The organism is Xanthomonas sp. NCPPB 3174 (assembly GCF_056725205.1).
Genome location: NZ_CM161517.1, coordinates 775,265 through 798,780 on the forward strand (window position 1 = coordinate 775,265; position 23,516 = coordinate 798,780).

Consider the following 23,516-nt stretch of genomic DNA (forward strand, 5'->3'; position numbering starts at 1 on the left):
CGCTGTCCATGGCACCAAGGTCGTCTTGAAGATCGACGAACAGTCGAGCAAGGAGACGCTGTTCTTCGAGGGCGAAAAGTACAAGGGTGTGTCGATCCGAGAGTACCTGTCCATCCAGCGAGGCTTCCGGGATATCGTCTGCATGGTCGAGGGTGAGTTCCTGGACGAGAGCCGGACGGAGCTGCAGGATGGAAAGCAAATCTTCGTGCGTAAGGTCGAGGTTAGGCCGATCGGATATTTCGACCATGCAGGCTTCACGCAGGGTATCAAATATCTGCCGATGATCCAGGATTCGGCATACCTCATGCCGGAGGAGAAGATCAGGTCAATCTTCGACCGCAATGCAGATAGCGACTTCAGAATCGGGCAGATGCTCAAGGAAGAGATCGCGGTCGGCCTTCCCTGGCGGCGGCTTTTCAATAGCCATCTCGGCATCTTCGGCAACACCGGCAGCGGTAAATCCAACACCTTGGCAAAGCTATACACGGTCCTGTTCGACAAAAAGCTTCCGCTGATCGCGGGCAAAAGCCGGTTCGTCATCTTGGATTTCAACGGCGAATACGGCGGCGAGCAGCTGGCGCCAGCGGTCAGCAAGACGGTCTATCAGCTCTCCACCCTGACCACTCCTGACCCGAACGACCGGACGGCTAGGTTCCCTCTGGCACCGCAGGAATTCTGGGAGCTAGAGACGATGGCGATGTTATTCCAGGCCACGCCGAACACGCAGCGCCCCTTTCTCAACCGGGTCATTTCGGGTAAGCATCGATTCGGTGCGAACCCCGCGTCGTTGGCAAGATATGCCAAAGCCAAGTTTAAGCAGTCCTTCTGCGCTGGCGAGGTGAGGCCGGCCACACTGGACCTGATGCGTGCCGTCGCGAAACAGATAGGCAACCAGGATGTGGTCAACATGCTCAGCGACGTTACTTGGTACCGCAATGGCCGCTTCAACTACCGCGGCGCTTTTATTGATCCGGACGGTATCCAGTATGACGCGCATATCGCGCGTATCGTGGATGCTCTGGATACCCAAGATCTCGATGAGTTCGATCAGCTAGTGCTACGGGTCAACCTCCAACTGATCGCCGATCTAAACGCGGGATATGTGCAGTTTGAGTACATCCAGCCACTCCTCAGGCGCGTCGAATCGTCGCTGGCCGGCCTACGCAAGGTATTGACAATTTCGGAAGCCCCTCCGAACGAGCGGCTGCTAACGGTCATTGCAATGCGTCGCTGCAACAACGAGATCAAGAAAGTCCTCCCGCTGCTGTTCGCTAAGCACTATTACAACAGCCAAAAAAGCACGGTGGCCACCCCCCCGGACCGCACGATTCATCTCATCGTCGACGAGGCGCACAACATCCTGTCAGATCAGTCCGCGCGCGAGGCGGAAACTTGGAAGGATTACCGTCTTGAGCAGTTCGAGGAGATCATCAAGGAGGGGCGAAAGTTCGGCATGTTCATCACGATCGCGAGTCAGCGACCTGCCGACATCTCTCCCACCATCGTCTCGCAGCTACATAACTTCTTCATCCACAGGCTGGTAAACGACCGGGATCTCTATCTTATAGACAACACCATCTCGACGCTGGACGCTTTGTCTCGCGGTCTCATCCCAGGCCTTTCGCAGGGCTGCTGCGTCGTAACCGGTACGGCCTTCGAGCTGCCGATGGTGATCCAGGTGGATCGTCTACCTAGCCACAAGCAGCCAGCCAGCGAAGACGTCGACCTCGAAAGGCTCTGGAGCACGCAGCTTGGGGCAGCTAACTGAGAATTAGACACCATGGCCGATCCCGCCATCACGTTCACTGTCGCCGGCGATGAGCTGCACATGCACTACCAGCCCCGCGATGGGGATGAGTGGGTCTATCGCCGGTTCGAACAAGGGGAGGACTTGCGAGTCAAACGAACTTTCCGACTGACGAAGCAGCTTCTCGTCGACCCGACCGTGGCCGCGCTACAGGTGGATAGAGAGGGCGCAGAGGAATTAGAGAACGGCTATGACAAGCCGATCCTCACGTTTGTCGTGGCGCGGGCAGTCGACAACGAGTACTTCGAGTTCGACGATCGCGTTTTAGAAATAGGCATCCCGGTCTTACTAGACCGGAATGCCCAGCCAACATGGAAATGGTTCACTGCCGAGGAGCGAATCTCGGTCATGCGCGTCATCGCCGGCTTGCGACCATCACGAATTACCATTGGCGGCGGCTCACCTGATGCGATCCCCATCGACGTTTACGAAGGTCTCATCGCGCAGTTTCCGACCAAGATCGAGCGCGCCAAGTACGTCCGCGCACGAATCAGTGGCGTGGTGCGGCAGTACACCGACGCTGAGGTCGATGCGGTCGCTGACCTCGGAACCTATGTTGATCGACGCACGAGTCATGAACCGCGCGACCTGCGACGATTGCTGCGCGAGGCTGAAATTCACAAGTTCGAATTGCTGCTTGAACACCTGGCTCGGATGCTTGAGGCACCCGTAGGCACTTACAACGAGAGAGCCTGGCAGAACGAGATCCTGCAGATCATTCGATTGCTGTATCCCAAGTACGTCGCAACATTTCCAAGCGTTTCAGTGAAGGACTTCGAGTCATCCACGACGCGCCAGTTGGACTTCATGCTCGTCGACGTTTCAGGCTATGTGGACGTGTTGGAAATCAAGCAGCCGTTCGACGACTGCGTCATCACTTCCAGCGTTTACCGGTCCAACCATGTACCGTATCGCGAGCTGAGTGGCACCGTGCAGCAGCTCGAAAAATACTTATACCACCTAACCCGATGGGGTCGAGATGGGGAGGTCGCCTTAACCAAGCGTTTCGCGAGCAGCTTACCTACCGGGCTCAAAGTCCGCATTACCAGTCCGTCGGGCTTGGCCATCCTCGGTCGCGATCACAATCTCACGCTGGCGCAGCGTCATGACTTCGAAATAATTCGCCGCCAGTACAAGCACATCGCTGACATCATCACTTACGACGATCTGCTACGGCGCCTGAGATTCGTGCTCGAGCAGCTTCGTGCGGGTCGATAAAGCTTGCGCGGCCTGGCCAGCCGACAGCCGCTTATAGGCTGGCAGTACCTATTGCCCCGGGGGAAGTCCAACACAGCGGCGTCCATGCCTGGTGCAAGGGTCGGGCTGCCAAGTTGGGACAGATTGCCGGAGGCCCTGGGCGGTGTCAGCTCGCGCTGGGATACCGCCCACCGATCGAGTTCGAGCAGCGCTACTAAAGAACAGGTGTCCACCTTCTCCCCTGCGAGGAAACCGGGCGTGATCGACCCATAGCCGCCGCTCACGGTTACGTCCAACATTGCCCCGAATCTCATTGCTACTCAAAACCGGGGGCACGTCGGGTGGCAGGTCGGCCTACGGTGCCGGCCCCTCTTCGTCAGCCTCCTCGTCGTCAACAACACCATCTGCCTCCCCGGCAACGAACCCGCACATCTCCATGAACATCCAGGCGCGCATCCAGTTGTTCACCTCGTCGACTTTCAGGGTGCTAGCGTCTTCGTCGCTTCCGGCCGACTTGCGGGTGTACAACGCTTGTAGGGAGGCCACGTACGCCTCGCGGAAGATGCCGGTCGGGCGAAAGCCAAAGTTGTGCGTCAAGACCACTTCTTGAAGCTCGTGAACCATACCCTCCCATAGAGGCACCTCGCGCTCGCATTTGGTTCCGTGCGCCAGGCAATCGTCAATAGCGCGCTTGGCGAGGCGCAGCAGCCGATCATTGAAGGCGTACCGCGGGCTCTCCATGAAAATGTCGCGATGCTGTTCTTCCATCTGCCCCAACATCGGAACTGAACGCTCGGGATCGGCCACCAGGAACGGGTTGACGGCACACACAATCAGGCTGTTGCGGTAGTAACGAGGGAGCTCTTTCCAGGGCTTGCGGACGAACACGAATCCGTGCAGCTGCTCGGCCTCCATTAACTGCGCGGCATACGTACTCATGGCGCCCAACGCCTCGCGGGTGTAATCGTTGAGGTTTCCCTCATCCTCCTCACTGTCGTACCAGCCTTTTAGGTCGTGGAACGAGGCGACAACGCAGCCCATCGCCTGGTGCGATAGCAGCCTATTTGCGAAGTAGCGGAAATCCTCATCTGTAGGGACGTACAGCTCCAGCTTCAAGCTTTCAAGCGTCTGCTCCGGAAAGATTGGGCGGTAAGCGATGACGTCCCGATTGGAGATGAGCAGGTCATACAGGTAAGCATGGCGAGTAATTTTCGCCGCCATGGGCGCCACCAAAATGTTGGCGATGTCTGCCGGCCCCGAAAGCGCGAACATTTGGGCGATGTAGTTGCTATAGGCTAGTAACTCAGAGAACGCGTTCCGTTCGGATGAACTGCCGACCTTGAGCTCAAGTACGAAGATTCCGTCTTCGTGGTAACCCAACAAGTCGAGCTGCATCGGCTTGGTACTGTCCGTGGGCAGGTCGACTTTGCTACCGACGAAAGTTCCGTATCGAACGCTATCGTGGATGCGATCGATGCGCTGCAAAGCGCGCTGCTTGATGATGCGCCACAGCTCGAAGCTGCCCACCTTATCTTCTACTTCGGGCAGCAAGGCGGGGCCTTCCAAGGCTTGAGTCAGCTCGGCCGAGTCCATCACGACCGTTTCCATGCCCATCGCCAGCAACTGCTCGTGTACTTGTTCTTCAGAAAAGGGGATGGCCACTCAATCGCTCCCGTTGTGATTCGCCGATGATGACATCATCGAATGCATCCATGGCACCGCCGAGCGGCTGACGACATCCGACGCTCGCTGGCGCAGCAGCGGCTCAACACGGCATTCGATGTCTCCTTTGGCCGAGAGCGGACTTGACGTTGAAGTTCACCATACGATTGCAACGCCCCGCGAGCTTCACTCGTGCTTAGGATGCGACTATGGACCGCTCACCCGGTCTAACGGACGACTCCAGTGGCAAAGTGCTCAATTATTCGGCGTGCCACAGCGGAGTGTTGATGGCCGAAGAAGCTAAGAAGCTTTGCGAGCTCCCGGCTGCCGCTCGGCGCAAAGGCCAAATTGTTTACCTGTGTCTGGACGCGATCGAACCTAGGCATCCAGCGGCCAACATCGATTTTCGCGCCTAGCTTGAACCACCCCCAGCCGATGGTGAGCGTGGATGCGTCATCCGGCACCTTGCCAATTGCACGCTGCACATCGCGGCCCAAGGTTTTGAGCCGCCTACGTTCAGCAGCAATGGCCTTGAACTCACCAGCGGACACGGCCTCTTGGAACTGGCTTAGCCAAGCACGCAGTTCTGACAGCTGGTCACGCATCTGCGAAGCCACTACAAACACGTCACCGATCGAAGTGGCATCCCGGAGGATCAAGGCCGGCAAGGCAGGGAGGATGACGCGGATACCAAAGACTCCATCTTCTGCCACGGACGTTGGGTAGAGCGTGTCCCGCTGCTTGGCGACCTCCGCTTTGAACTCACCCAACGCTGTCGGCGGTGCCGGTAAGCAGAGCCCAGCCCGCTGGAACAGTCGCCTTCTGAGCGGATGAGGTGTGTAGGGGCTGGCATAGACCCATGCGCGCGCCAACATGCCTGCTCCTCCCCACACCAGCTGCGAAGTGAATCCGTGGGGAGTTGTCCCACTCTCCTTCCAGGCTGCTTCGTTGATTGCCTGCTCATTCGCTATGACCTCGTTGAGGAGCAGCCGCCCAAGGAAGTCCGTCCTTGGTGCCTCAAGTCGCTCGGGATGCTCAAGGAAGCCGTGGGGCCTCACGATCGAGCGCCGTGCCAGCTCACTCAATGCGTCTCCGCGGCCGAACCAGGCATCATGGAACCGGTCATCGACCAGGATCTGGTCGCGCAGGACGACATCGGTCAGCAAATCGAACAACGCCTCGAAATCGATGGCGGCCTGCGGTATCGCTTTGGTCGGCAGCCCGGGGTCGGTCAGCGGTGCAATACCGGGGTTGTCATCTAGATCAAGTCCCTGCGCCATGAGGTCACTGACAGCCTGCAGCGACCAGTTGTCGGCAATAACCCGCTGTCCCATCAGCCATCCTTTGCCAGAAGAAAGTGAACCAAGAGCCTAAAGCCACCTCACCGCCGTCCGGCTAGGCAGGTCTTGAACGCGACTTCTGCCCACCGCGCGCACTGCCATCGAGAACGCCGCCAGAGCTACCGCATCTATCGGCGCGCCCGGTGTGCGCTGGAGGTGAGATCCTAACTGTAGCCGACTGAAGGCAGAGGTGTTGCCACGGAGATAGCGGTGAGCCATGCCTATGGCTGACACTCGCCGCGCTCTGGGTCGGCAGTGGGCTTCGGCTTTTTTGCATTGTCGTGCTTGCGAAGAAAGCACTATGGATCCTGCCCTGTAGCGTCTGCAAATAAATAAAGAGAGCCGGAGACCGACATGGATCAAAGCGAACGCACCTGAGGCGGCCGTCGGCTCATCCCGCCTCCGCCGCCCACTGCACGGCATCCGCGCCGGCCGGCAGATACAGCGGCGCCGACGGATCGGTGGCCGCGCGCCAGACGGCTTCGGCGACGTCCTGCATGCGCGTGCCCGCGCCGGTGGAGTCGGTCATCCGCGCGATGGTGTGGCGCATGAAGTCGCCATAGACCGCGTCGTCCATGCCGCGCAGCCGGGTGCGGGCGGTGTCGCGAAAACGCGTCTCGCCCGAGGATCCGGGCAGCACGAGACGCACGCGCACGCCAAACGGTTCGACTTCGCTCGCCAACGACTCGGTGAAGGCATTCACCGCCGCCTTGGCCGCACGGTAGATGCCGACCAGCGGCAGCGGCTTGTAGGTGACGCTGGAGGTGACGTTCACCACGACGCCGGAACCGCGCGCCCGCATCTGCGGCAACACCGCCTGGGTGAGCGCCATCGTGCCGAAGGTGTTGGTGTCGAACAGGGCGCGCACGGTGTCCATGTCCATCAACTCGAACGGCGCGGGTGCGCCGAAGCCGGCGTTGTTGACCAGCACGTCGATCGGGCCGGCCGCCGCCACGGCCGCACGGATGCTCTGCGCGTCGGTGACGTCCAACGGCAGCACGCGCAGCTGTGCCGATGGCGGAAACAGGTCGTCGCGCGGGGTGCGCATGGTGGCGAGCACCCGCCAGTCGCGGGCGAGGAAGTGGCGGGCGGTTTCCAGGCCGAAGCCGGAGGAGCAGCCGGTGATCAGGACGGTCTTCAAGGGAATTCCTTTACGCGTGGACGAGTCACGACGATAGATTGCCGCTCCCGTACTCGCTACGATTCAAAGTCCTTGATTCGTTTGCGAGCGTCCAGCGATGGTGGATCCCCTTGCCGAGGTGGTGACGCTGCTGCAGCCGGCGGCCCGGTTCTCCAAGCAGGTGGTCGGTGCCGGTGCCTGGCGCATCCGGCGGTCCGACGCCGGGCAACCCTTCTACTGCGCGGTGCTGGAGGGCGGCTGCCACATGGCGCTCGACGGCGGCGCGCCGATCCTGCTGCAGGCCGGCGACTTCGTGCTGGTGCCCGCGGCTTACAGCATCACGATGTCCAGCCTTGCGCCGCACGCGGACGTGGCCGAGACCATGCCGACCGCATTGGGGAACGGCGTGTTCCGGATCGGCACGCAGGAAGGCCCGGCCGACCTGCGGATCCTGGCCGGCCACTGCAGTTTCGGCTCGCCGGACGCGGCGCTGCTGGTCTCGCTGCTGCCGCAGATGGTCTATGTGCACGGCGAGCACCGGCTCGCCACGCTGGTGCACCTGGTGAGCGGGGAGTCGCGCGAGGCGCGCCCCGCGCGTGAGGTGGTGCTCTCGCGGTTGCTGGAAGTGCTGCTGATCGAAGCGCTGCGTTCGGCCGCTGGTACGGCGGCGTCGCCGGGCCTGGCGCGCGGGCTGGCCGATGCGCGCCTGGCCGCGGCGATCCGCGCGATGCATGCGCAACCCACACGGGCGTGGACGGTGGCGGCCTTGGCGAAGGAAGCCGCCTTGTCGCGCTCGGCGTTCTTCGAGCGCTTCGGCCGCACGGTGGGCATGGCGCCGATGGAATACCTGCTGGCCTGGCGCATGGCCTTGGCCAAGGACCTGTTGCGCCGCAACGAGTTCGGCATCGCCGCGATCGCCGAGCGCGGCGGCTACAGCTCCGCGAGCACCTTCAGCGTCGCGTTCGCGCGCCATGTCGGACAGCCGCCGACGCAGTACGCGCGGGCAAGCGGCCGCGGCGCGGGGCGCGGTGAACCGTCGTTCTCCGAAGAGGTCGAGGGCGTGCAGTAGGCACCCGGCGTGGCCTACCGCTTCCGGGCCGACGGCTTCGGGGGAGGCGGTGCGGGTTGCGCAAGGATCGCACCGGTCACGAGTTCGAACAGGCGCTCGGCGCGCTTGGCATGCGACGGCTGTTCGCGCAGCCAGGCCAGTGCCGCGATCAGGTCGAACAGTTCGTCGCCGTCCATGTCGGTGCGTGCCTTGCCATCCGCCTGCGCGCGCGCCAGCAACGCGGAGCCGGCAGAGCGCAGCCGCACGCACGAGGCGTGCAGTGCGGAGGCGTCGTCTTCGATGGCGGACATCATCGGGGCAAGGAGGCCGCGCTGGCGATGGGTGAAGGCGATGATCTCCTCCAGCCAGGCCAGCAACGCCTGGTCCGAGGCCGCGGCCGTGCGCAGGGCGTCGGCCTTGGTCGCCAGGTCCTCGAAGTCGTTGCGCAGCAGGGCTTCGAGCAGGGCCTCGCGGGTGGGGAAGTGCCGATACAAGGTGCCCAGGCCGACTTCGGCGCGGCGCGCGATGTCGCGCAGTGAGGTGTCCGCACCAGTTTCGGCCAGGGCCTCGCGGGCCACGCCCAGCAGGCGTTGGTAGTTTTTTTGGGCGTCGGCGCGCATGCGGTCCTTTACAAGTGGAGCGGTGCTCCGTATATTCGGAGCACTGTTCCGATCAGGATACGTCATGCACAGTTCCAAAGAAACGCCGCTCACCATGAAAGCGGTCCGCCAGCGGGCGTTCGGCGGTCCCGACGTGCTGCAGTACGAGGACGCGCCCGTGCCCGTTCTGCGGCCCGGCGAAGTGCTCATCCGGGTTCATGCCATCGGACTGAACCCGCCCGACCTGTACCTGCGCGAGGGCTACAGCCGCCTGCCGCCGGAATGGCGACCGCCGGTGGCGTTCCCGTTGATCCTGGGCACGGACGTGTCGGGGGTGATCGCGGCGGTGGCGGAGGATGTGGACGGGTTTTCGCCAGGCGACGCCGTGTACGCGATGGTGCGCTTTCCGGACGGGTTGGCCGGCGGCAGCCAGGCGTATGCGCAGTACGTTGCCGTGCCCGCCAGCGAGGTTGCGCGCAAGCCGGCCGGGATCGACCACATGCACGCGGCGGGCGCGCCGATGTCGTTGCTGACGGCGTGGCAATTCCTGATCGCGCAGGGCCACGACGTGGCCAATCCGCTGCAGCCCATGCCGCATGTGCCGGTGCCGTTGCAGGGCAAGACCGTGGTGGTCAACGGGGCGGCCGGCGGCGTCGGCCACTTCGCGCTGCAACTGGCCAGGTGGCAAGGTGCGCGCGTGATCGCGGTCGCGTCCGGCAAGCATGAGGCGTTCGTGCGCGGGTTGGGTGCCGAGACCTTCATCGACTACACCAAGACAGCGCCGGAGGACGTGCTGCACGACGTGGACCTGGTGGTGGACGCGGTCGGCGGCGCTGGGGCCGGCAAGTTCCTGCGCACGCTCAAGCGCGGCGGCGCACTGTTCCCGATCTTTCCGCTCGGCTTCGATGGGCACGATGCGGCGGTGGCGCTGGGCGTGAAGGTGTCCACCACCCAGGTGCGCTCCAGCGGCGCGCAACTCGGCGAACTCGCGGCACTGCTGGACGCCGGCACGGTGCGCGTAGCCATCGACAGCACCTTCGCGCTGTCGCAGGCGCGGCAGGCGCACGAACGCGCGGAGCAGGGGCACGTCCAAGGCAAGATCGTGATGACGGTCGAGTGAGACCGGGATCGCGGCGTTGCCGCAGGCATCGAATGGCTCAGCGGTTCGGCGATCCGTCGACCGCCGAGCCGCGAACCACGTTGCCCTAGTCGCTACGGGTTGTGGTATTGCCGTAGGAATCTGTCGAGGTGCGAGTGACGCTTCCGTCGTCGCCGCGGCAGGTTTTGTTGCCGTACGAGTCCGAGGAGCAGCGAATCGTGTTGCCCCGGTCGTCACGGGTCGTGGTATTGCCGTAGGAGTCCGTGCTGCTGCGCGTCACGCTTCCGTCGTCGCCGCGACAGGTTTTGTTGCCGTACGAATCCGAAGAGCAGCGAATTACGTTGCCTTGGTCGTCGCGGGTTGTGGTATTGCCGTAGGAGTCGGAGCTGGTGCGCGTCACGCTTCCGTCGTCGCCGCGGCAGGTCTTGTTGCCGTACGAGTCCGTCGAGCAGCGTGTTGTATCGGCAAGTGCGCTCGAAGTGGCCAGCAGTCCAGCCAAAAGTGCGAGTGTGGTCATTTTCATTTTGAAACCCCCTGAGTGTGTGGAGCGATCCAGCGCTTGTCAGTGTAGCGGCTGAAGACGGTCAGGCAGATCGCTCTGTCGTCTCCCATCGCTCCTCGTCGCGGGACGGTTCAGCGTCATTCTTCTTCGCATTCAACGCGGCGCAGTGACGCCAGATCGCGTATCGATCCGCAGACGAACTGTTGCGCAGCAGCATGCAACCCCACGACGGGCGTGTTACATCTAGCTGCGTTGGATCGATCCAAAGCCGTTGATGCAGCGCATCCTTGGGGGAGACGGCGGGTAGGGATCGCGTGCGACGAGTTTGTTGACGCCTGCTCTCCAGTCCGCATGCATCTGCGGCCGTGAAGCTGTGCTGGATGCCGACTCAAGCGGCGATCCCTCTGGCGATCCGGTCCACGTTGCGCGCCTTCGCTGTGCGCCGTTGCCACCGGAAGTGCGTGACGCCACGCGTCGCGGCACAACCGATCGAGAGAGTTTGGGGAGCCTGCCATGCCAATCCGTCTGCGCTTCGCGCACCTGTCTGAATCGTCTTGCAGGTGGGTGGCGTCGCTCCTTGCCTCGGCGTTGCTGTGCGCGGGAACTGGCGCGGCACGCGCGGCCGATGCCGATTTTGCGTCCTCGTTCGAGCGGGGCGAACCTGCGCCAGCTTCGGCGGCGCAGTCCGGCAAAACAGGCGTGAGCGTCGCCATCGGCAACGGCCCCGAACAACCCTACGCGGCCAAGGCCGGCATGGGCTACACCGGGCTGCATGCGCTGCACTATCGCGCCAATGCGGCCGGGCGCGCACAACTGTTCGCGGTCGATCTGCCGGTGGAGCCGGACACGACGCTGTCGTGGATGGTGCTGCCGGAGATCGTCGATGGCGATACGGTGGCGTCGACCGGTGTGGCGGTGGATCTGTTGTTCGACGATGGGCGCCGCCTGTCCGAGTTGGGCGTGGAGGATCAGCACGGTGCGCTGGTCAGTGCGGCGGGGCAGGCGGCGTCGAAAACGCTGTATCCGCAGCAGTGGGCATTCAAGCAGGTGCGGCTGGGTGAGGTGGCGGCCTTGCGCGGCAAGCGCATCCGTGCGATCGAAGTGCAGGTGCAGCCCGGCGCCGGCAAGGTGGCGGCGGGCTGGATCGACGATGTCGCGGTGCGCCGCGAACCAGCGCCGCAGGCGGCACGGCGGCCTAGCGACGAGGTGGTGACCACGCGCGGCACGCAGTCCAACGGCACGTTTTCGCGCGGCAACAACATCCCCGCCACGGCGATGCCGCATGGCTTCAACTTCTGGGTGCCGGCGACCGATGCGGGGACGCTGAGCTGGCTGTACCGCTGGAACGAGCAGAACGGCGAGGACAACCGGCCGCGCTTGCAGGCGCTGTCGATCAGCCATGAACCCAGCCCGTGGATGGGCGATCGCCAGACCTTCCAGGTGATGCCGTCGACCACGCGCGGGGTGCCGGAGGCGGACCGCGCCAAGCGCGCGTTGTCGTTCGGCCACGACCACGAGGAGGCGCGCCCGCATCTGTACCGGGTGGACTTCGACAACGGCATCCGTGCTGAGCTGACGCCGAGCGAGCGGGCGGCGATCTTCCGTTTCCGCTTTCCCGAGGGCGGCGATGCCAATCTGCTGTTCGACAATGTCGACGCGCGCGGCGGGCTGACCCTGGACGCGGCAACGCAGACCCTGCGTGGCTACTCCGACACGCGCAGCGGCCTGTCCAACGGCGCCACGCGCCTGTTCGTGTATGCGCGCTTCGACCGCCCGTGGACCGCCAGCGGCAATATCGCCACGGGCCGGCCGACCGGCTACGTGAAGTTCGCGCCGGGCGCGGACCGCACGGTGGTGATGCGCATCGCCACCTCGCTGATCTCGGTGGAGCAGGCGCAGCGCAATCTGCAGCAGGAGATCGGCGACGCCGGGTTCGAGGTGGTGCAGTCGCGTGCGCAGGATGCGTGGGACGCGGTGCTGGGCCGGGTACAGGTGCAGGGCGCCAGCCACGACCAGCGGGTCACGGTGTACTCCAATTTGTACCGGCTGTTCCTGTATCCCAACATCGCCCACGAGAATGTCGGCGACGCGGCGCATCCGGATTGGCGACATGCCGACCAGAACAGTTGGTCCAAGGACAACGCGGATGGCGATGCCGAGCGTACGTCGGCACCGATCCTGCCGGGCAAGGTCTACGTCAACAACGGCTTCTGGGACACCTTCCGCACCAGTTGGCCGGCGTATGCGTTGTTCGCGCCGGAACAGGCCGGGGCGATGATCGATGGCTTCCTGCAGCAGTACCGCGACGGCGGCTGGGTGGCGCGCTGGTCCTCGCCGGGCTATGCGGACCTGATGGTCGGCACCAGTTCCGATGTGGCCTTTGCCGATGCCTGGCTGAAGGGCGTGCGCGGGTTCGATGCGCACGAGGCCTATGCGGCGGCGCTGCGCAACGCGACGGTGGTGCCGCCGGTGTCGAATGTGGGCCGCAAGGGCCTGGCCCGCTCGATGTACCGCGGCTACGCAGCCAACGACGTGCACGAGGGGCTGTCGTGGACGCTGGAGGGTGCGCTCAACGATTTCGGCCTGGCGCAGATGGCGCAGGCACTGGCGGAGCAGGAACAGGAGCCGCAGCAGGCACAGCGTTACCGCGAGGAAGCCGAGTACTTCCGGGCGCGTGCCACCGATTATGTGTTCCTGTTCGACCCGGCCACGCGTTTCTTCCGCGGGCGCACGCCGGCTGGCCAGTGGAGTACGCCTGCGTCGAAGTTCGATCCGCGCGTGTGGGGCGGCGACTACACCGAGGCCAATGCCTGGACCTTCGCCTTCACCACGCCGCACGACGCGGCCGGCCTGGCGGGGTTGCTGGGCGGCGAGGACGCCATGGCGGCGCGGCTGGACGAACTCTTCGCCACGCCGGAGACCGCAGACAAGCGTTTTGCCGGCAGCTACCGCGGCGTCATCCACGAGATGACCGAGGCACGCGACGTGCGCATGGGCATGTATGCGCACAGCAACCAGCCCTCGCACCATCTGCCGTGGATGTATGTGGCGGCGGGGCAGCCCTGGAAGACCCAGCGCCTCACCCGCGAGGTGTTGCGCCGGCTGTACCTGGGCAGCGAGATCGGCCAGGGCTATCCGGGCGACGAGGACAACGGCGAGATGTCGGCGTGGTACCTGTTCGCCATGCTCGGGCTGTATCCGCTGCGGATGGGCGCGCCGGAGTACGTGATCGGCTCGCCGGCGTTTCCGCGCGCGGAGGTCGATCTCGGCAACGGTCGCAAGTTGGTGGTGATCGCGCGCAACAACAGTGCGCGCAACGTGTACGTGCAGTCGCTCACGCTCAACGGCAAGCCGTGGAAAAAGGCCTGGCTGCGCCACCAGGACATCGCCGACGGCGCCACGCTGGAGTTCGTGATGGGTGCGGCGCCCTCGCGCTGGGGCAGTGGTGCCGACGCGCTGCCGCCGTCGTTGACGCCGCCGGGCAGTGCGCCCCGCGGGCTGGAGGATGTGGCGTCGCAGACCGTGGCGGTGTCGTTGGAAGGGCAACCCAAGGCCGCGGCCTTGATCGACGACGATGCGACGACGGCGCTGCCGCTGCCGGCCGGGCGCAGTGTCGACCTGCGCTTCGACACGCCGATGCATGCCACGTACTACACGCTGACCAGCGGCGATGCCGCGGTGTCCGGCCTGGCGTGGACGCTGGAAGGGCGCAACGGCGATGGCGCGTGGACCACGCTGGACCAGCGGCGTACGCAGGCGTTCGCCTGGGCGCGGCAGTTGCGGCCGTTTCGCATCGCCACGCCGGGCGCGTACAGCGCGTACCGGCTGCGCCTGGAGGCGGGCGAAGGCGTGGCGCTGGGCGAGATCGAGCTGCTGCGGCCGATGACACGGCAGGCCATGCCATGAACACGCGACAGCCCCGCGCCTGCGCACTGCGCATCGCCCACTGCAGCACTCGTCGAATGCATTAGCGCTGTTGCGCGGCAGCATGCGCTGCGCGAGGCGCTGTGATACTTAGTTTTCCAACGGATTAGAACGATCCAATTAAACGGGATCGTCGCGAGGGGAGGGACCGCACGACCGGCATGCTGCGATGGCGCCGGATGTTTTCACTACAACGACGCACGCATGTTCGCTCGGTCTGGATCGAGCGACACCCATGCGTGCCGCAAGCCGATCAATCTTTGGGAGAGGATGATTGACATGAATTGCAAACCATATGCACGCCACCGCAGCGCCTTGTCTGCGGGTATCGCCATCGCGCTGTTCGCCAGCGCCGCCTCCACCACCGCCCTCGCCCAGCAGGCCGACGGCACGCCGGCCCCCACGGGGCAGGCCGAGGTCAAGGCCACCGACCTGGACGCGGTGACGGTCACCGGCTATCGCTACGCGATCGAGAAGAGCCTGGAGCAGAAGCGCAACGCCAACGCCGTGGTCGATGTGATCACGGCGGAGGACGTCGGCAAGTTCCCAGACAAGAACGTGGCCGATGCGCTGCAGCGCGTGCCCGGCGTGGTCATCACCCGCGACGGCGGCGAAGGCAAGAACGTCAGCGTGCGCGGCCTGTCCTCGGAACTGGTGCTGACCGAATTGAACGGCAACTACATCGCCACCGCCGAATCCAACGGCGACCCGACGCGCTCGTTCAACTACACGCTGCTGCCGTCGAACCTGTTGGGCAGCGCGGAGCTGTACAAGACGCCGGAAGCGCGCATCGACGAAGGCGGCATCGGCGGCACGGTGATCCTGCAGACGCGGCGCCCGCTGGAGCTGGAGCCCAATTCCGGCTTCCTCTCTGCCGAAGGCGTGTGGTCGGACAGCAGCAAGAAGACCGATGGCCAGTTCTCCGGTTCGTACTCATGGCACGACCAGGACAACCGCTTCGGCGTGTTCGTCGGCTACACGCAGCAGAAGCGCACCGCGCGCACGCTCAACGCCAGCACCGAGAGCTGGCAGTGGTACGGCCGCGACGAAGGCGGCCCGGCGGTCGACGTCAACGGCAATCCGTCGGACTTCAACGCCAACTGGTGGGGCGGCACCGGCTTCTGGGACCAGAACGGCAAGTACTACACCCGCTTCATGATGCCCACGGCCGTCAGCCTGGACGTCAAGCAGGAGGAGCGCGAGCGCAAGGGCGGCCAGTTGACCTTCCAGTTCAAGCCCACCGACGACCTGACCCTGACCGCGAACTACTTCCGCTTCGATCTGTCGCAGAACTCGCAGACCAACACGGTCAAGATCCCCGAGTGGAACATCGCGCGCTACTACGGCGACGGCAACTGGCGCGGCGGCCGCCTGCTCGACGGGCTGCAGTTCGATCCCAGCGGCACCATCGTCACCGGCGCCAACTACAGCCTGCATCCAGGCAAGGCCTACTACTGCAGCGAGGCCCAGGCCGCCGCGGCTGGCCTGCCGCCGGGCGGTTGGGGCTCGGACGACTGCACGGTGCCGACGCCGCAGATCACCGGCAGCTACAACATCGAGAAGTCGCTGTCGCAGACGGTGGACTTGGGCGGCGAGTGGCGCGGCGAGAAGGTGGATGTGTCGTTCAAGGCCGGCCGCACCTGGGCCAAGGGCGGACCGGAACTGCAGTTCTCGCTGCCGATCAAACCGCGCCGGCAGAACGCCGACGGCAGTTGGAGCAACGGCAACTTCGCCAGCGCCTGGGACCTGACCGGCACGCCGACCATGACCTTCTCGCCGGAGCTGATGCAGAACCTGCGCGACGGCATCCTGCAGGTCGACCTGGGCTCGACCGGCTCGTCCTGGACCCGCAACACCAACCAGCAGCAGTACGCGCAGATCGATACCACCTGGCACATGGACGGCGAGTTCTTCGACTCGCTGCAGTTCGGCCTCAAGCGCCGCGACGGCGGCATCCACCGCAACACCGGCAACAACTACTGGGTGTGCCCGGGCACCGACCCGAGCGACTACAACAACCGTTACTGGAACGGGCGCTGCAATGCGCTGGCCACGCAGTTCTCGCCGGATCTGCTGTTCCCGCTGGACAACCTGGCCGGCGGGGTCAGGTCCAGCGCATTCCCGGCGATCAACTTCCCAGGCTACATCGGCTACTTGAACCAGACCTACGGCGCGATGCAGACCCGTAACGAAGACAACTTCGTCTACAACGTCGACGAGAAGATCTATTCGACCTACCTGCAGCTCAACTTCCACACCGAGCGCCTGCGCGGCAACGTCGGCGTGCGGGTGGCACGCACCGGGCAGCATGCCGATTCCACCGACAAGGTGACCGCCTACAACGATTATTTCTTCGATGGTGCCGACGGCAATCCGCTGGCCTGCCAGCAGGGCGCGGCCATGCCTGCGGGCGCGCCGGCCGATACCTACTGCGGTACCGAAGGCTATTGGCGGCTGTCCGACACCGAGCAGCGCACCGAGTCGTTCGTGGTCAGTGCGCTGGACCGCAAGTACACCGACGTGCTGCCGAGCTTCAACCTGGCCTACGACCTGACCGAGAACCTGCTGCTGCGCGCGGCGGCGTCGAAGGTGATCGCGCGGCCCAGCTACAACGCCATCGCCGCGCCCGGCAGCCTGGAGTACTACAGCCCGGAATACGTGGCCGACCGACGCCTGACCGGCGGCGCCAGCGAGCAGGGCTGGTACGGCTCGGGCAGCAACAAGAAGCTGGAGCCGTACAAGGCCAACCAGTTCGACCTGGGGCTGGAGTGGTACTTCCAGCCGGGCTCGGTGGCGGGCCTGGGACTGTTCCGCAAGAACGTGGAGAACTTCTCGGTCGATGTGATCAGCGACGTCAACATGCTGATCAACGGCCAGACGGTCACGGTGCAGAACTACAGCACCAAGGCCGGCGGCCAGGACGCGGTCTCGCAGGGCGTGGAGCTGTACGCGCAGCACACGCTGCCCTCCGGCCTCGGTGTGCAGTTCAACTACACCTACAACGATGCCAGCAAGGCCGCGGTGCGGCTGGAGGATGGCACCGAGGTCGGCAAGACCTCGATGCCGGGCAGCGCCAAGAACCAGACCAACCTCACCGTGTTCTACGAGACCGACCGGCTGCTGCTGCGCGCCTCGTACAACCGTCGCGGCGAACTGGTGCAAGGCCTGGTCAACGGCTTGAACGTGTACGAGGAGCCGTACTACCAGATCGATCTGAATGCGGCGTACAACATCACCCCGGCGCTCAGCCTCACCGCGTCGGTGCTCAACCTGACCAAGCAGGAGTCGCGCCAGCACCTGGGCGACGACACCCGGGCGCGCTTCTACACCGGCGGCTACGCCGGGCGGTTGGCGTACCTGGGGTTGACCTACAAGTTCTAAGCTAGCGCGTGTCGTGCCCATGTCTGCCGCGCGGCGGATGGCATGGGTGCGACGGTCCGGCGATGGCCGGGCCACCGTTTTCGCCGTCCACGACCGCGCCGTCGCGCCGGTCGCGGTCGTTCACCACAGGACCCATCGCATGACGCGTTCCCCGTTGCCTTCCCTGCTGCGCACGCTCGCTCTGTCCTTGCTGCTGGTGACGCCGGCACTGGCCGCCGCGCCGCGGCTCAGTGCCGAGGTCAACACCTTCATCGGTAGCAAGGACGACGGCAACACCTTCCCGGGGGCGTCGGCCCCGTTCGGGATGATCCAGGTCAGCCCGATCGGCGCGCACTACGCCGGCTGGCGCTACGACGATCCGCAGATCCGCGGCTTCGGCCATTCCTTCCTGTCCGGTGCCGGCTGCTGGGAGCAGGGCGGCCAGGTCTCGGTGCTGCCGGTGACCGGGCGTATCGGTCCCGGCGGCGCGTTCGATACGGGCGACCCGAAGGCGTTCGACCACGCCCGCTATGGCGCGCACTACCAGCACGACGGCGAGCGCGGCCAGGCCGGCTACTACAAGGTGCGGCTGACCGATTACGGCGGCATCGACGCCGAAGCCACTGCGCTGACCCGCGCCGCGGCCGAGCGCTACACCTTCAGCACCTCGGGCGAGGGCCACGTGCTGGTCAACATCGGCCAGGCCAACGCCCGCCACACGGTCACCGGCAGCACCCTGACCGTGGTCGGCGACCGCGTCGTGGAAGGCAAGCTGGTGACGCAGAGCTTCTGCGGCGGCCACCAGTACACCACCTGGTTCCGCCTGGAGTTCGATCGCCCATTCAAGGCGTTCGGCACCTGGGGCGAGGCCGGCGGCGTGCCGGGCTCGCGCCATGGCATGGAGGGCGAGGGCAAGCCCAGCGGCGCGTGGCTCACCTTCGACCTGAGCAAGGGCCGCGCGGTGACCGCCATCTCGGCGATCTCGCACGTGGACGCCGAGGGCGCACGCAACAACCTGCGCCGCGAAGGCATGGTCAATGGCCGCCTGCTCGGCTTCGATGCGATGCGCGCCCGCGCGCAGCAGGCCTGGGACAAGGAACTGGCCAGCGTGCGCGTGCAAGGCGCCAGCGGCGACGACCGCGTGGTGTTCTACACCGCGCTGTACCACGCGCTGCTGCAGCCGCTGACCGGCAGCGACGCCGATGGCCGTTACCGCGGCTACGACGACGGCATCCACCACGCCGACGGCTGGATCTACCACGAGTTCTTCTCGCTGTGGGACACCTATCGTGCGCAGAACCAGTTGCTGGCGTTGTTGCGGCCGCAGCGCGCCGCCGACATCGGCCGCTCGATCCTGGCGATCGATGCACAAGGCGGATGGCTGCCGCGTTGGGGCTATGCCAACTTCGAGACCAACGTGATGACCGGCGATCCGGTCACGCCGTTCCTGGTCGACCTGTGGCGCTTCGGCGCGCTGCAGGGGCGCGAGGCCGAGGCCTACACCGCACTGCGCCGCAATGCGTTCGAGATGCCGCCGTTGAATTCGCGGCACGCGGGGCGTTCCGGCAATGCCAACTACCTGGCGCAGGGTTTCGTGCAGTACGACCGCGCGTTCCCGTCCAAGGGCATGGATGTCGACCCGCACCACGGCGGCTCGGCGACGCTGGAGTACGCGCTGGCCGATTGCGCGCTGTCGACCATGGCCGGTGCGCTCGGTCATGCCGAGGACGCGGCCGTGCTGAACCGCCGCGGGCGCAACTGGCATTCGATCTGGGATCCGTCGGTGCGCGATACGCAGACCGGCTTCACCGGCTTCCCACGGCCGCGCACCGAGGACGGGGCCTGGTACACGCCGCCGGACGGTCATTACGACCCGCGCTCGCAGCATGGCTTCCACGAGGGCACGGCCTGGCAGTACCAGTGGCTGGTGCAGCAGGACGTGCCGGGCCTGGTGGAGGCGATGCACGGGCCGGAACAGACCGCGCGGCGCCTGGATACCTTCTTCGCCTACGACGCGTTGCTGGCCGATCCGGCCGGCGCCGCACGCAAGGAGTGGGTGATGGGGCCGTACAGCTACTACAGCCAGTTCCGCTACAACCCCAACAACGAGCCTGACCTGCATGCGCCGTGGATGTACACGCTGATCGGCCAGCCGTGGAAGACCAGCACCGTGCTGCATGCGGCGCAGACGCTGTTCACCAATGCGCCCAACGGCGTCACCGGCAACGACGACCTGGGCACGATGTCGGCGTGGTATCTGTTCAGCGTGATGGGCCTGTATCCGGCGGTGCCCGGCACCGGGCAGTTCCTGCTGCACGCGCCGCGCTTCTCGCGCATCGAACTGGACGTGGGGCCGGGTCGCACGCTGCGCATCGATGCGCCGCAGGCCGGCGACGGCAAGCTGCGCTACGTCGGTGGCGTGTCGCTGGATGGCCGCGCGCATGCGCCGGTGTGGCTGGATTGGGCGCAGTTGCGCCAGGGCGGCCGCCTGCGCTTCGACCTGCGCGATGCGCCGCAGCCGCAGGGCTGGGGCACGCAGCCGCAGGACCTGCCGGTGTCGCCGTGCGCCGCGCCGGCCACCCCCACCGCCAGCCTGGGCTGGCGCTGAGTCCCTGCGGTCTCGCGGCGGCGGCGTGCAGCCGATGGTTTAGGCTGCGCGTCTCGTCCGAAGGGAATCGATCCGATGCGCCAGAAGCGTCCATCCCGTGCCGGATCCGCAGGCTCCAAGCCGACCAAGGCAGCCAAGATCGCGCCGCGCAGGGCGGCGCCGGCGGCGGAGCGCGCGGACAAGGCGAGCACGGCCACAAAGACCGCACCGGCCGCCGCCGCACGCGACCGCCAGCGGGTGGTGACCGTCACCGACATCGCCGATGCGGTCGGCGTCTCGCGCGCGACCGTGTCGCTGGTGCTGCGCGGCAGTCCGCTGGTGCATGCCGACACCCGTGCGCGGGTGGAAGCGGAGCTGAAGCGGCAGCGCTACGTCTACAACCGCGGCGCCGCCAATCTGCGCCGGCGCACTTCGACCTGCGTGGCCCTGGTCATCAACGACCTGGCCAACCCGTTCTTCGCCGAGTTCGCCGCCGGCGTGGACGAGGCGCTGGGCGAGCAGGGCTACGTGACCCTGCTCGGCAGCACCGGCGAATCGCCCGCACGGCAGCAGGCCGTGCTGGCCTCGCTGATGGAACACACCCCGGCCGGGGTGATCCTGTCGCCGGCCGAGGGCAGCGACGCCGCCGAACTGCACACGGTGCTGGACGCACGCGCGAACGTGCTGCTGTTCAACCGCGAACTCGCCGGTGCCGACGACTGGGGTTTCCTCGGCCTGGACAACCAGCGCGGCGCGCAACTGGCCACCGAACACCTGATCGCGCTCGGCCACCGCCGCATCGCCTTCTATGGCGGCCATGCCGACTCCAGTTCCTGCCGGCAGCGTCGCGCCGGCCACGCGCAGGCGATGCGGCAGGCCAGGCTGCCGGTCGACCCGGCCTGGCTGATCGAGTCGGCGCCCAATCGCCTGGAAGCGGCAGCGCGCCACGGCGAACTGTTCGCCCACGACGCGCCGCCCACGGCAGCGGTCTGCTACAACGACACGGTCGCGCTGGGCCTGATGCTGGGCCTGCTCGCACGCGGCATCCGCCCCGGCCAGGACTTCGCGATCACCGGCTTCGACGACATCCCGGAGGCTGCGGTGAGCACGCCCGCGCTGACCACGCTCGCCGCGCAACCGCGCGCCCGTGGCCGCCAGGCGGCGCAGCTGGTGCTGGAGCGGCTGGATGCGGCCGTACCGCCGCGCAGGACGATCGTGCCGGTGCGCCTGTCGGTGCGCGAGAGCAGTGGCGCGCCAGTCACGCGTACGCGCAGCTAGCACTGCGAACGCGGCTGCGGCCGCAGCGACGATGCGCGATGGCACTCGGCGCGGGCAGTGCCATCGCGACGCCCTCTAGACAGAGGCGGGCAGATAGTGGGTCGCACCCTCACAGCGGCGCGTTCAGCGGGTTCGTGCTGAGCGAGCGCTTCGCCCCCTTTTTCCTTTCGTCGAGAGCCGTCTCATGCATCTGCAGACTGCACCGCGCCGTTCCGTGGTGGCCAACGCCTTCTACGGGCTGCTCAATCCCATCCCGTTCGGCTGCTTCGTCGCCGCGCTGATCTTCGACATCGTCTACGTCCGTAGCGGGGTGATCCTGTGGACCAAGGCGGCGGCCTGGCTGATCGCGATCGCGCTGGTCATCGCCATCGTGCCGCGCCTGATCAACCTGGTGCAGGTCTGGATCACCGCGCGGCGCTCCACGCTGCCGGTGGAGCGGCTCGACTTCTGGCTGAACCTGCTCGCGATCGTCGCCGCCATCTTCAATTCCTTCGTGCACAGCCGCGACGCGTATGCGGTGGTCCCGGTCGGGCTCTGGCTTTCGATCGTCACCGTCGCGCTGTTGGCGATCGGGCATGTGCTCATCGCCATCCGCACCACGCCGCGCGAGGGTTACGTTCATGGCTAAGCGCCTGTGCCTGTCCGTTTTCGCGCTGAGCGGCGCAGTGGCCCTGGCCGCCTGCGGCGGCAAGGCCTCGCTCGAGCCGACCCAGCAGGCGGGCAACGCGCCGCCGCTGCCGCAGCCGCGCAACTTCCTGCTGCCGCCGATGCAGGTTCCCGAGGGTGTGGGCTGGAAGGAGGGGCAGGCGCCCACGGTGGCGGCTGGCCTGAAGATCGAGAAGATCGCCGGCGGTCTGCAACATCCGCGTCAGCTTTACGTGCTGCCCAACGACGACGTGCTGGTGGTGGAGGCCAATTCGCCGGGGATGGAACCCGTCACCACGCCCAAGCAACTGATCGCGGGGCTGGTCCAGAGCCGCTCCGGCAAGAGCGCCAAGGGCGGCAACCGCATCACCCTGCTGCGCAGGACCGCGGACGGCAAGTGGGAGCAGCATACGTTCCTGAAGGGGCTGCACTCGCCGTTCGGGGTGCAGCTGATCGGCGATGCGCTGTACGTCGCCAACACCGACAACATCATGAAGTTCCCCTACGTCGCCGGCCAGACCGAGATCACTGCGCCCGGCACGCTGTTCGCCGATCTCCCGGGCACGATCGAGCACCATTGGACCAAGGCGCTGCTGGCCAGCCCCGACGGCCGCAAGCTGTACGTCGGCGTGGGCTCCAACAGCAACATCGGCGAGAACGGGCTGGACGTGGAGTACCGCCGCGCTGCCGTCCTGGAAGTGGACGTGGCCACGGCCAGCAGCCGCATCTTCGCCTCAGGCATCCGCAATCCGACCGGGCTGCAGTGGGAGCCGCGCACCGGCAAGCTGTGGGCGATCGCCAACGAGCGCGACGAGATCGGCGCCGACCTGGTGCCCGACTACCTGACCTCGGTGCAGGACGGCGGCTTCTATGGCTGGCCGTACAGCTACTACGGACAGAACGTGGATGTGCGGGTCAAGGATCAGCGCCCGGACCTGGTGGCCAAGGCGATCAAGCCGGATTACGCGCTGGGCTCGCATGTGGCCGCACTCGGCCTGTGGTTCTCCCGCGGCGATGCGCTGCCGGCGAAGTACCGCGAGGGTGCGTTCGTGGCCGAGCACGGCAGCTGGAACCGCTCGCCGCTCAGCGGCTACCAGGTGGTGTACGTGCCGTTCCAGCAGGGCCGGCCGGTCGGCCCGCCGCAGACCGTGGTCAGCGGCTTCCACTCGCAGGACGAGTCGCAGCTGTTCGGCGCCCCGGTCGGCCTGGCGCAGGACAAGGACGGCGCGTTGCTGATTGCCGACGATGTCGGCAACAGCGTCTGGCGCGTGCGCTTCTGACCGGTCGCACGACGCCGCCCACCGGTATGTGGGTGGCGTCGTCTGTACGCGATGCCGCCTCGCCGCGG

15 protein-coding genes are annotated in these 23,516 nt (G+C 65.8%); 10 read left to right on the forward strand and 5 right to left on the reverse strand.

Translation table 11 applies throughout. The features are described 5' to 3' along the window. The first annotated feature begins 25 nt into the window (after positions 1 to 25). Positions 26 to 1,768: an ATP-binding protein gene (locus AC1PK7_RS03450; protein ID WP_481099884.1), complete on the forward strand. Its 1,743-nt coding sequence runs from the start codon at positions 26 to 28 to the stop codon at positions 1,766 to 1,768. A 12-nt stretch (positions 1,769 to 1,780) separates the two neighbouring features. Then, positions 1,781 to 3,025, forward strand: coding sequence for a Shedu immune nuclease family protein (locus tag AC1PK7_RS03455; protein ID WP_481099885.1), 1,245 nt, complete (start codon positions 1,781 to 1,783; stop codon positions 3,023 to 3,025). A gap of 333 nt (positions 3,026 to 3,358) precedes the next feature. On the opposite strand, the gene AC1PK7_RS03460 is transcribed toward AC1PK7_RS03455, so the two are convergent. The 3 genes from AC1PK7_RS03460 to AC1PK7_RS03470 form a co-directional block, all read right to left on the reverse strand. Continuing rightward, positions 3,359 to 4,666, reverse strand: a complete 1,308-nt coding sequence (locus AC1PK7_RS03460; protein ID WP_481099886.1) for a hypothetical protein — start codon at positions 4,664 to 4,666, stop codon at positions 3,359 to 3,361. Positions 4,667 to 4,893: 227 nt separating this feature from the next. Beyond that, a complete protein-coding gene (locus tag AC1PK7_RS03465) occupies positions 4,894 to 6,000 on the reverse strand; it encodes a hypothetical protein (protein ID WP_481099887.1) in 1,107 nt (368 codons plus the stop codon). Positions 6,001 to 6,397: 397 nt separating this feature from the next. Continuing rightward, positions 6,398 to 7,147 carry an SDR family oxidoreductase gene (locus AC1PK7_RS03470; RefSeq protein WP_481099888.1) on the reverse strand — a complete coding sequence of 250 codons (750 nt, stop codon included), beginning with the start codon at positions 7,145 to 7,147 and terminating at the stop codon, positions 6,398 to 6,400. Between the two features lie 97 nt (positions 7,148 to 7,244). Here AC1PK7_RS03470 and AC1PK7_RS03475 point away from each other — a divergent pair, with 97 nt between their 5' ends. Then, entirely contained in the window at positions 7,245 to 8,195 is a 951-nt protein-coding gene (locus tag AC1PK7_RS03475) for an AraC family transcriptional regulator (RefSeq protein WP_481099889.1), read from the forward strand. 14 nt (positions 8,196 to 8,209) lie between these two features. On the opposite strand, the gene AC1PK7_RS03480 is transcribed toward AC1PK7_RS03475, so the two are convergent. After that, the gene (locus AC1PK7_RS03480; protein WP_481099890.1) at positions 8,210 to 8,890 is read right to left on the reverse strand and encodes a TetR/AcrR family transcriptional regulator; all 681 of its coding nucleotides are present in this window, start codon (positions 8,888 to 8,890) and stop codon (positions 8,210 to 8,212) included. Here AC1PK7_RS03480 and AC1PK7_RS03485 point away from each other — a divergent pair. Then, the gene (locus AC1PK7_RS03485; protein WP_481099891.1) at positions 8,859 to 9,893 is read left to right on the forward strand and encodes an NADP-dependent oxidoreductase; all 1,035 of its coding nucleotides are present in this window, start codon (positions 8,859 to 8,861) and stop codon (positions 9,891 to 9,893) included. The two genes, AC1PK7_RS03480 and AC1PK7_RS03485, sit on opposite strands and share 32 nt — an antisense overlap. 85 nt (positions 9,894 to 9,978) lie before the next feature. Here AC1PK7_RS03485 and AC1PK7_RS03490 read toward each other — a convergent pair whose 3' ends face one another. Beyond that, positions 9,979 to 10,395, reverse strand: a complete 417-nt coding sequence (locus AC1PK7_RS03490; RefSeq protein ID WP_420008916.1) for a hypothetical protein — start codon at positions 10,393 to 10,395, stop codon at positions 9,979 to 9,981. Positions 10,396 to 10,887: 492 nt separating this feature from the next. Between AC1PK7_RS03490 and AC1PK7_RS03495 the strand changes: the two genes are divergently transcribed. The 6 genes from AC1PK7_RS03495 (at position 10,888) to AC1PK7_RS03520 (ending at position 23,448) form a co-directional block, all read left to right on the forward strand. Further along, positions 10,888 to 14,280, forward strand: a complete 3,393-nt coding sequence (locus tag AC1PK7_RS03495; RefSeq protein ID WP_481099892.1) for a GH92 family glycosyl hydrolase — start codon at positions 10,888 to 10,890, stop codon at positions 14,278 to 14,280. Between the two features lie 297 nt (positions 14,281 to 14,577). Next, complete coding sequence (locus AC1PK7_RS03500) at positions 14,578 to 17,679, forward strand: TonB-dependent receptor (RefSeq protein WP_481099893.1); 3,102 nt, start codon at positions 14,578 to 14,580, stop codon at positions 17,677 to 17,679. Positions 17,680 to 17,818: 139 nt separating this feature from the next. After that, positions 17,819 to 20,266, forward strand: coding sequence for a GH92 family glycosyl hydrolase (locus tag AC1PK7_RS03505; RefSeq protein WP_481099894.1), 2,448 nt, complete (start codon positions 17,819 to 17,821; stop codon positions 20,264 to 20,266). Positions 20,267 to 20,341: 75 nt separating this feature from the next. After that, positions 20,342 to 21,523 carry a LacI family DNA-binding transcriptional regulator gene (locus AC1PK7_RS03510; RefSeq protein WP_481099895.1) on the forward strand — a complete coding sequence of 394 codons (1,182 nt, stop codon included), beginning with the start codon at positions 20,342 to 20,344 and terminating at the stop codon, positions 21,521 to 21,523. 184 nt (positions 21,524 to 21,707) lie between these two features. Beyond that, positions 21,708 to 22,151 carry a DUF2231 domain-containing protein gene (locus AC1PK7_RS03515; protein ID WP_481099896.1) on the forward strand — a complete coding sequence of 148 codons (444 nt, stop codon included), beginning with the start codon at positions 21,708 to 21,710 and terminating at the stop codon, positions 22,149 to 22,151. Beyond that, positions 22,144 to 23,448, forward strand: a complete 1,305-nt coding sequence (locus tag AC1PK7_RS03520; RefSeq protein WP_481099897.1) for a PQQ-dependent sugar dehydrogenase — start codon at positions 22,144 to 22,146, stop codon at positions 23,446 to 23,448. The genes AC1PK7_RS03515 and AC1PK7_RS03520 overlap by 8 nt, the downstream gene beginning before the upstream one ends. Positions 23,449 to 23,516: the final 68 nt, after the last annotated feature.